This is a genomic window from Paludibacter sp. 221 (assembly GCF_010501035.1).
Taxonomy (GTDB): Bacteria; Bacteroidota; Bacteroidia; order Bacteroidales; family Paludibacteraceae; genus QVMH01.
In genome coordinates this window covers 88413-95694 of record NZ_QVMH01000037.1, presented here as the reverse complement: position 1 = coordinate 95694, position 7282 = coordinate 88413, and the positions used below count along the sequence as shown (strand labels likewise).

The 7282-nt window shown below is 42.1% G+C and carries 8 protein-coding genes; 4 read left to right on the top strand and 4 right to left on the bottom strand.

Features of this window, described 5'->3' with window-relative positions:
* Positions 1–137: 137 nt before the first annotated feature.
* Complete coding sequence (locus D0T49_RS08990) at positions 138–491, bottom strand: helix-turn-helix domain-containing protein (protein WP_163630528.1); 354 nt, start codon at positions 489–491, stop codon at positions 138–140.
* A 168-nt stretch (positions 492–659) separates the two neighbouring features.
* On the opposite strand from D0T49_RS08990, the gene D0T49_RS08985 reads away from it, so the two are divergent.
* The 3 genes from D0T49_RS08985 to D0T49_RS08975 all read left to right on the top strand — a co-directional run bounded on the left by D0T49_RS08985 (position 660) and on the right by D0T49_RS08975 (position 3447).
* Positions 660–1187 carry a DJ-1/PfpI family protein gene (locus D0T49_RS08985; RefSeq protein ID WP_163630526.1) on the top strand — a complete coding sequence of 176 codons (528 nt, stop codon included), beginning with the start codon at positions 660–662 and terminating at the stop codon, positions 1185–1187.
* Between the two features lie 200 nt (positions 1188–1387).
* Positions 1388–2221: a 3-deoxy-manno-octulosonate cytidylyltransferase gene (gene kdsB, locus D0T49_RS08980; protein ID WP_163630525.1), complete on the top strand. Its 834-nt coding sequence runs from the start codon at positions 1388–1390 to the stop codon at positions 2219–2221.
* Between the two features lie 581 nt (positions 2222–2802).
* The gene (locus D0T49_RS08975) at positions 2803–3447 is read left to right on the top strand and encodes a histidine phosphatase family protein (protein WP_163630523.1); all 645 of its coding nucleotides are present in this window, start codon (positions 2803–2805) and stop codon (positions 3445–3447) included.
* 299 nt (positions 3448–3746) lie between these two features.
* On the opposite strand, the gene trxA is transcribed toward D0T49_RS08975, so the two are convergent.
* Genes trxA through D0T49_RS08960 form a run of 3 tightly spaced genes read right to left on the bottom strand, consistent with a single transcriptional unit; the run spans position 3747 to position 4742 of the window.
* Complete coding sequence (gene trxA / locus D0T49_RS08970) at positions 3747–4214, bottom strand: thioredoxin (RefSeq protein WP_163630521.1); 468 nt, start codon at positions 4212–4214, stop codon at positions 3747–3749.
* A gap of 27 nt (positions 4215–4241) precedes the next feature.
* Positions 4242–4430 carry a DUF6132 family protein gene (locus D0T49_RS08965; protein WP_163630519.1) on the bottom strand — a complete coding sequence of 63 codons (189 nt, stop codon included), beginning with the start codon at positions 4428–4430 and terminating at the stop codon, positions 4242–4244.
* A gap of 18 nt (positions 4431–4448) precedes the next feature.
* Positions 4449–4742 carry a metalloregulator ArsR/SmtB family transcription factor gene (locus D0T49_RS08960; protein ID WP_163630517.1) on the bottom strand — a complete coding sequence of 98 codons (294 nt, stop codon included), beginning with the start codon at positions 4740–4742 and terminating at the stop codon, positions 4449–4451.
* A gap of 292 nt (positions 4743–5034) precedes the next feature.
* Between D0T49_RS08960 and D0T49_RS08955 the strand changes: the two genes are divergently transcribed.
* Positions 5035–6939 (top strand): outer membrane protein assembly factor, encoded by a 1905-nt coding sequence (locus tag D0T49_RS08955; protein WP_163630515.1) that lies wholly within the window; start codon positions 5035–5037, stop codon positions 6937–6939.
* The last annotated feature ends 343 nt before the right edge of the window (positions 6940–7282 follow it).

Below are 7282 nucleotides of genomic sequence, written 5' to 3'. Positions count from 1 at the left end.
TAGGTGCTTCAATGAAATTAGTTTTTGTTCCTTTTGCATCAAGGCAAAAGGAAGTCGATGATTTAAATAAAAACATTAAATATCAGCAAAATACTGATTGCTATTCAACTTTTTGTCATGTACTAAACTTTATGTTATTATTTCTCAGCCTCATTCCTCTTTTTCACAATATCATCCGCGTTTTTCAAAGCCCAACCTACAAGGTTTTCCAAATACGGCATCAAATCTTTACCCGATTCGGTAAGACTATACTCTACACGGGGAGGCACTTCGGGATAAATTTTCCGGTGAACCAATCCATCTGCCTCAAGCGAGCGCAAAGTAACTGTGAGCATCCGCTGCGAAACGTCTCCTATAGTCTTATGTACATCGCTGAAACGCATAACTCCGTTAGCACTCAGCGTAGTAAGCACTAGCAGCGACCATTTATCGCCCAAACGGCTGAGTATATCCCGTATGGGGCATGTATCCGTATGTAAAAAAGTTTCCATTTTTTTCGTCCTTTATTCAGTTGTAAATCAGCAATTCTTACTTTTATGTAACTTGATTATCAAAAAATGCCTTCTTGTACATTGAAATTACTAATCGTAAGTTTGCACAACAAAAGTAATATAATTACTAAAAGTAACTAATATAAATTTTAAAAAAAAGACAAAGTTATGGCAAAGAAAGTAGCAGTATTAGTAGTAAACCCTGTAAACGGAGCAGGGCTGTTCCAATATCTGGAAGCATTTTTCGAAAACGGAATCCCCTACCGCACATTTGCAGTATCAGAAAGCACCGATGTGAAAACAAATTCGGGAATCAGCATGCAAACTGATGATGTAATAGCTAATCTGAAAGGGCACGAAAATGAATATGACGCATTGGTGTTTGCTTGTGGCGACGCAATGCCCAAATTCGGCGAAAATGCAGACATGCAATTCAATCAGGACATGCTGGTCGTGATGAAAAACTTTGCCGATAAAGGCAAAACGATGATAGGACATTGTGCAGCAGCGTTGCTTTACGACACACTGGGCATAGCCGAGGGTAAGCGGGTAGCCTTACACCCATTCATCAAAACAGTAGTAAAAAGCTGTATAGGAACGGACGAAAAAGCAGTGGTAGACGGTAATTTCTATACCGCACAAACCGAAAACACGCTTGGCGAGCTTATCCCCGAACTACTCAAAGTGTTGAAATAAAAAGCATAATGGCATAACAGTAAAACAGGCGGCAAAATATACTTTGTCACCTGTTTCCTTGTTCAAGCATCTATCATAACTATCTACCCAATAGCATTTATATTTTTATCTGTAATTTAGCCAAAAATTTGTAAAATACTCCTTACATTTGCAATAAACACGCAGTACTGCATGTCCTTATTGAGTAAAGTTAGCAATCGATGAAATCAAATAAAATACTCATAGTTATCCCTGCCCGCTATGCAAGCACACGGCTTCCGGGTAAGCCCTTGGTAAAAATAGCAGGGAAAGAAATGATAAAACGAGTGGCAGAGATAGCCGCGTATGTGTCTGACAGAAACGAGTCGTGCGGATATATCGTAGCAACAGATGATGAGCGGATAGTCGATTTTTGCAAACTGAACAATATCCCTGTTACAATGACCTCCGAAACCTGCAAAAGCGGGACAGAACGCTGCTGGGATGCTGTACAAAAAACAGGAGAAACCCCCGAATTAATCATCAACCTGCAAGGCGACAACCCGCTTTGCCCCTCTTGGTTTATCGACGAAATGATAAAGTGCTGGAAAGAGGATAAACAAGCACAAGTATTCACCCCATGCGTGCACCTGTCGTGGGAAGAATACGACCGCATGAAAGAAGCGAAAAAGACGACGCCCTATTCGGGCACTACCGTACTTATAGACAAATATGGTTACGCCTTAGCTTTCAGCAAAATGACAATACCTGCCGTAAGAAAAGAAGAAAAACTACGGGAAGTGCTTGAAAAATCTCCCGTACGCCGCCATATCGGGCTGTATGCATATACTTACGATGCCCTCAAAGGATATTTCGACGAAGAGCCTTCGCCCTACGAACTGCCCGAAGGGCTGGAGCAAATGCGTTTCCTCCACAACCGTATTCCGGTGAAAATGGTGGAAGTAGATTACAGAGGCAGAAAATCCATGTCGGGAGTAGACAGCCCCGAAGACGTAGAACGGGCCGAAAAAATCATTGCCGAATACGGAGAATTTGATTTGATTCAGACAAAATAAAAAGCTCGCATAGAGCACGTAGGAACACACATAGAAGCACATAAAAAAATCCAAGGTAACCGCTCAAAATCTATAAATCATATTGATTTGGGGGTTAATACACTTCGTAGCCGTAGCTAATCTTTCCGCCTCAGCTGGTGAGCGTTAAGAAATTCAGCGTAACGTAGCGTNTTAAACAGGATTTGCTGTTTGACGAGCAAAGCGAGGAGTTTCAAAGCCTGTAGCGGAGTATAGCTGAATTTTAGCGAAGCAGGTGTAGCGGTGGCTTTTTTGCTTCCTTTTTCAGCTATAGGAAAAAGGAAGAGCCTGTCCGGCTCGAGGGCAAAAGAATAAAAAAGAGGGTACTATAACTCTCCCTAAATCCCTCTCGGCCTCTCCCGCCTTTCAGGCACCCTCTCCAAACGGAGAAGGAAAAAGGAAAAAAGTTTTTGAGAGGGACTTTGAGAGCGAGAAACGAAAGAACAATATCTGAAAATTGGGGGATTAGAATGTAATTTTGATGCGGTTACCCTATAAAAAATCCATGTGTTCTTATGTGATAAACTATGAGAACCTATGTGTCGTAAAATAAGAAACGATTGATGAAACGAACATTAATAATAGCGCGCCACGGTAATACATTCCGTCCGGGAGAAACACCCACACGTGTAGGCGCTAAAACAGACTTGCCGCTGGTAGAGGAAAACAGAGGAAGAAGCATCGGAAAATATCTGAAAGAAAACAACCTTTTACCCGACGCAGTTTATACTTCTCCCTTATTAAGGGCAAAACAAACCGCCCTACTGGCAGTAGAAGAAATGGGAAAACAATACAGTGTTATCGAAACTGACGATTTTACCGAGATAGATTACGGACCTGATGAGAATAAAACAGAAGAAGAAGTCGCCCTGCGTTTAGGCAATGGCGATATAGAGAAAGGCAAAGCCATTATAGACGAGTGGAATAAGGATGCAACCGTACCCGACGGATGGAAAGCCAACCCGCAACAGATAATACAAACGTGGAAAAATTTCGCAAACACCGAAGCAACCCGCAACCGTACCACCCTGCTTGTTACCTCGAACGGAGTCATACGCTTCGCACCTTATCTCACAGGCGATTTCGATAAGTTCTCTCGCGAAAACGACATCAAAATAGTGACAGGAGGAGTCTGCATATTCGAGAAGGAAGACGAAGAGCCCTGCTGGACTTGCACCGGATGGAATATAAAGCCATACAAATTGTAATGCAAAATAAGGCAATTGATTAGAAACCTTATTTTCCTGTGGGAACCACGTTTTAAACGTAAAACCATTTACCTCTCGTTACAAACGAGAGGCAGGTTTTCAAACAATAACCTTAGTAACCGATACGGTCTGACAATAACAACCTTATTACCTTATTTAAAAAAAATCCGTAAAGCGGGCTGAAAACCGCTATACGGATAAAAGTTTAAAAAGACAAGGGGGGGGGACGCAAAGCCGATAATCAAATATTCGTTTTATTCTCTTATTTCCTTTGCTTCTAACTCCTCCCGACTTCCATTTTATTTAACCTCTTTCTTCAAAAGCACTTCGTCAATAGCCTTCTTGAAAACATCTTTAGGCAATGCCCCTTGTGCCATCTGTGGAGCCTCGTTCATCGGGCAAAACAGCAAGGTAGGAATACTGCGGATTCCAAAGGCGGCAGCCAGTTCCTGTTCTTTCTCGGTATCTATCTTGTAAATATATATTTCTCCATCGTACTCCTCAGCCAATTCTTCCAGAATCGGAGCTATTACTTTACAAGGCCCGCACCACGATGCGTAAAAATCAATCAGGCAAGGTTTATCGCCCAAGTATTTCCACTCGGTAGGATTTGCCTCGTAGTTAGCTACCTTTGTCAAAAAATCAGCTTTTGTCAAATGTATTGTTTTCATCTTTTTTTCTTTTTGGTTAGTATTTTTATCCCCTCCGGCACATGCCCCGAAGATTACAAATGCGAGCATAGTACTCACGAATAACATTTTTTTCATCGAATATGTTTTTATTAGTTTTTTATCTTATTTCTTCCTGAACAAATCGAACACAAGCACCCCAATAACTGCGCCAAACAATATACTAATAAGCGGATTGGAACGGATAGGGCACGTATCAGTACCGCAACCTATAAAATAATAATATGCAAATCCCGCACCACCGCCCACTATCGCACCAATGATAAGCAAAAGATATTTTTTTATAAGATTCATCAAGGTTTCTTTTTCAGGTTAAAAACAACTGCATGTACTTATACAATCAATAATTTGCACTATTTGTTTATTCTTCAGCGAATAAAAACAATTTTTACCTTCCCTGCGCGAGTTCAAAATTCCCTTTGCCCGCATATCGGTGAGATGATGCGAGAGCAACGACTGCTCGCAACCCAAAGCCTCTACAAGCTGGCCGACACCCATCTCTCCCCTTTCCGACAAAAGCGAAATTATACAAAGCCGCGTTTCGTGCGAAATAGCACGTAAGGCATAAGCAGCTTTCTCCATTTGTATAGTGTCTATTTTTTCCATAAGTTTTATGGGTACAAATATATGAAAACATGTTCATATATTCAAATGTTTTTTTAATTATTAATTGTACTTTTGCATCGTTAGCCCCTCACTGGTCAATTTTAATTGTCCTGTGCGCAATAACAACAAAATGACCGAAAGCAAAACCGAAACTTAGAGCTCTAAACAAGTTGAGGCTAAACAAAATCTGTTTCCCGTTGTTTTTTACATAGCCGGTTTTTCTTTTTTATCCGGAAAAAAATAGTGTCGTAGTATTTTAGAAACAGTTTCTTAATCCGTACCTCATTTTACTTTGAAAATTTTTAATACCCACATATCTCAACCCGATGCAAGCACAAGCAAGCTGCCTTTTATATGCGTTCTTCTGCTTGCCGTTCTTGTTTTGCCTGTCCGCAGCACGGCTCAGAACAACTATGAGATACGTAAAATAAAATTTACAGGTAACAAAACAATCGAAAAATCGGAACTGCTCGACCAGCTTGCCATTCACGAGTCTAATTTTATTCAACGCCAAATACAAAAAAAAGAAGCCTCATTGTACAGCCACGAGCTTATCGATGCCGATGTAGAACGGCTGACACGTTATTATCAGAGCAAAGGCTTTTTGCATGTCGACGTGCAACTCGACTCGCTTGCCCTGAACAATAAAAAACAAACGCTGAATATTTACTTCGCCATAACCGAAAACCCTCCTGTTTTGGCAGACAGCGTTATGATAAATATAGATGGGTCTGTTGAAAATTTTGATGAAGACAGGTTTCAAAAAAGGATGCCCCGACAGCTTGAACTCACAAAAAACCAACGATTCGAAGACGACTTGCTTTATACAGACATCAGCAGGCTGAACATGGTATTCATTAATCGCGGATACGTATATACCAACACCGATTTCAGACTGAACTTAAGACCGCTGAAAAACGCAACTTGCATATATTACAACATACAGCCGGAAAAAATCTGCCAGTTTGGAGAAACCACCGTCAGCGGCAACCGCTATGTAAAAGAGAAATACATCACCCGCCAACTTAATTACAAAGAGGGCATCACATACAGTCAGGAGCTACTGGATAAAACCCGTAAACAACTTTACGATTTACAACTGTTTCGCATAGTGTCCATATCGCCGCAAATGGACAAAGAAACCGAACGCAACCCCATCCCCATACAAATAAGGATAGACGAGATGCCCCGCTGGATGACAAAATTCGGGGTAGGTTGGGGTACAGAAGACAAGTTTCGTGCCTTTGCCGATGTTACCTATCGCGGGCTTTTTGGAGGCACAAGCCGCCTCAACCTGTATGCCAAACACTCGGCACTTACACCCTACTATATCAGTCTGTCGTGGATTGAGCCGCAGTTTTTTCTGAAAAAACTATCGCTTACCGTCAACCCCTACATCCGGCGCGAGAACGAGCCGGGTTACGATGTACAACGGATAGGACTGAACATAACAGCAGGCTATCGTTTTACCGATAAGCTGAATACTTCGCTCGGTTACTACATCGAAAGAGTAAGACAATTTGACGCTACCGAAGCAGACTCTGATTCGGATATTTTCGACCCCGAAAGCCGGAATTACCTGTACAACAAATCGGGGATTTCGGCATCTGTAACATATAGCAATGCCCAGCCCGTTATGTCGCCCATGCGGGGAGGCTCGGTCAGTGTAGGCGGCAAGTTGAACGGATATATATTCGGAAGCAGCTTTAATTATACAAAACTATGGATTGATGCCCGCAAATACCAGCGCATAGGGCGGTTGGTAATAGCAGGACGTGCCATGATAGGAGGTATCAACTCGTCGGACGAATCGCAGTTTATCCCTGTCGAAGACCGTTTCTATTCGGGAGGGGGCAACTCCAACCGTGGTTGGGCGCGTGCCTATTTAGGCCCCACTTACGTGAAAGAGGAAAACGGAAATTCAAAGACTTTACCGTCAGGAGGAAAAAGTATTCTGGAGATGAATCTTGAGTTCAGGCATCCGCTTTTCTGGCAGATAGAATTAGCAGCATTTCTGGATGTAGCAAACGTATGGACACAATCGTACCACTTCCGCCCAAACGAGCTGAATTATGCTACTGGAGGAGGAATACGGGTAAACACTCCTATCGGGCCTATACGCTTCGATGTGGGTGTCCCTATATTCAACGAGAAAAAATCCGTACAGTTTTTCCTTAGCGTAGGACAAGCGTTTTGAATATAATTATTAATTATTAATTATTAATAAATTTCAAAAGTTCCGTAGGAACAAAAGCTCGGAAACAAGAGTGAATCCATTAAATGGCGTGCCGTAGGTACGCAACCGTAGCAGACTTTACCGCATAGCGGCTTTATGCCGATTGTCGGATAATGATTATAAACTCGCATCTCCCGTTCTTTCGGATTGCAAATCAGTTGTGGTCGGAAGATTTTTTCGCCACGAAGTGGCAGGTTATTTCAGCCCAATGGCAGAGCGAAGCGTCGCCTTGGGTTTAAATAAATTAATTATTCAGCGCGCTGAAAGCGCAGGTTAAACTTTAACTTGGGCTTACAGCCCGCTA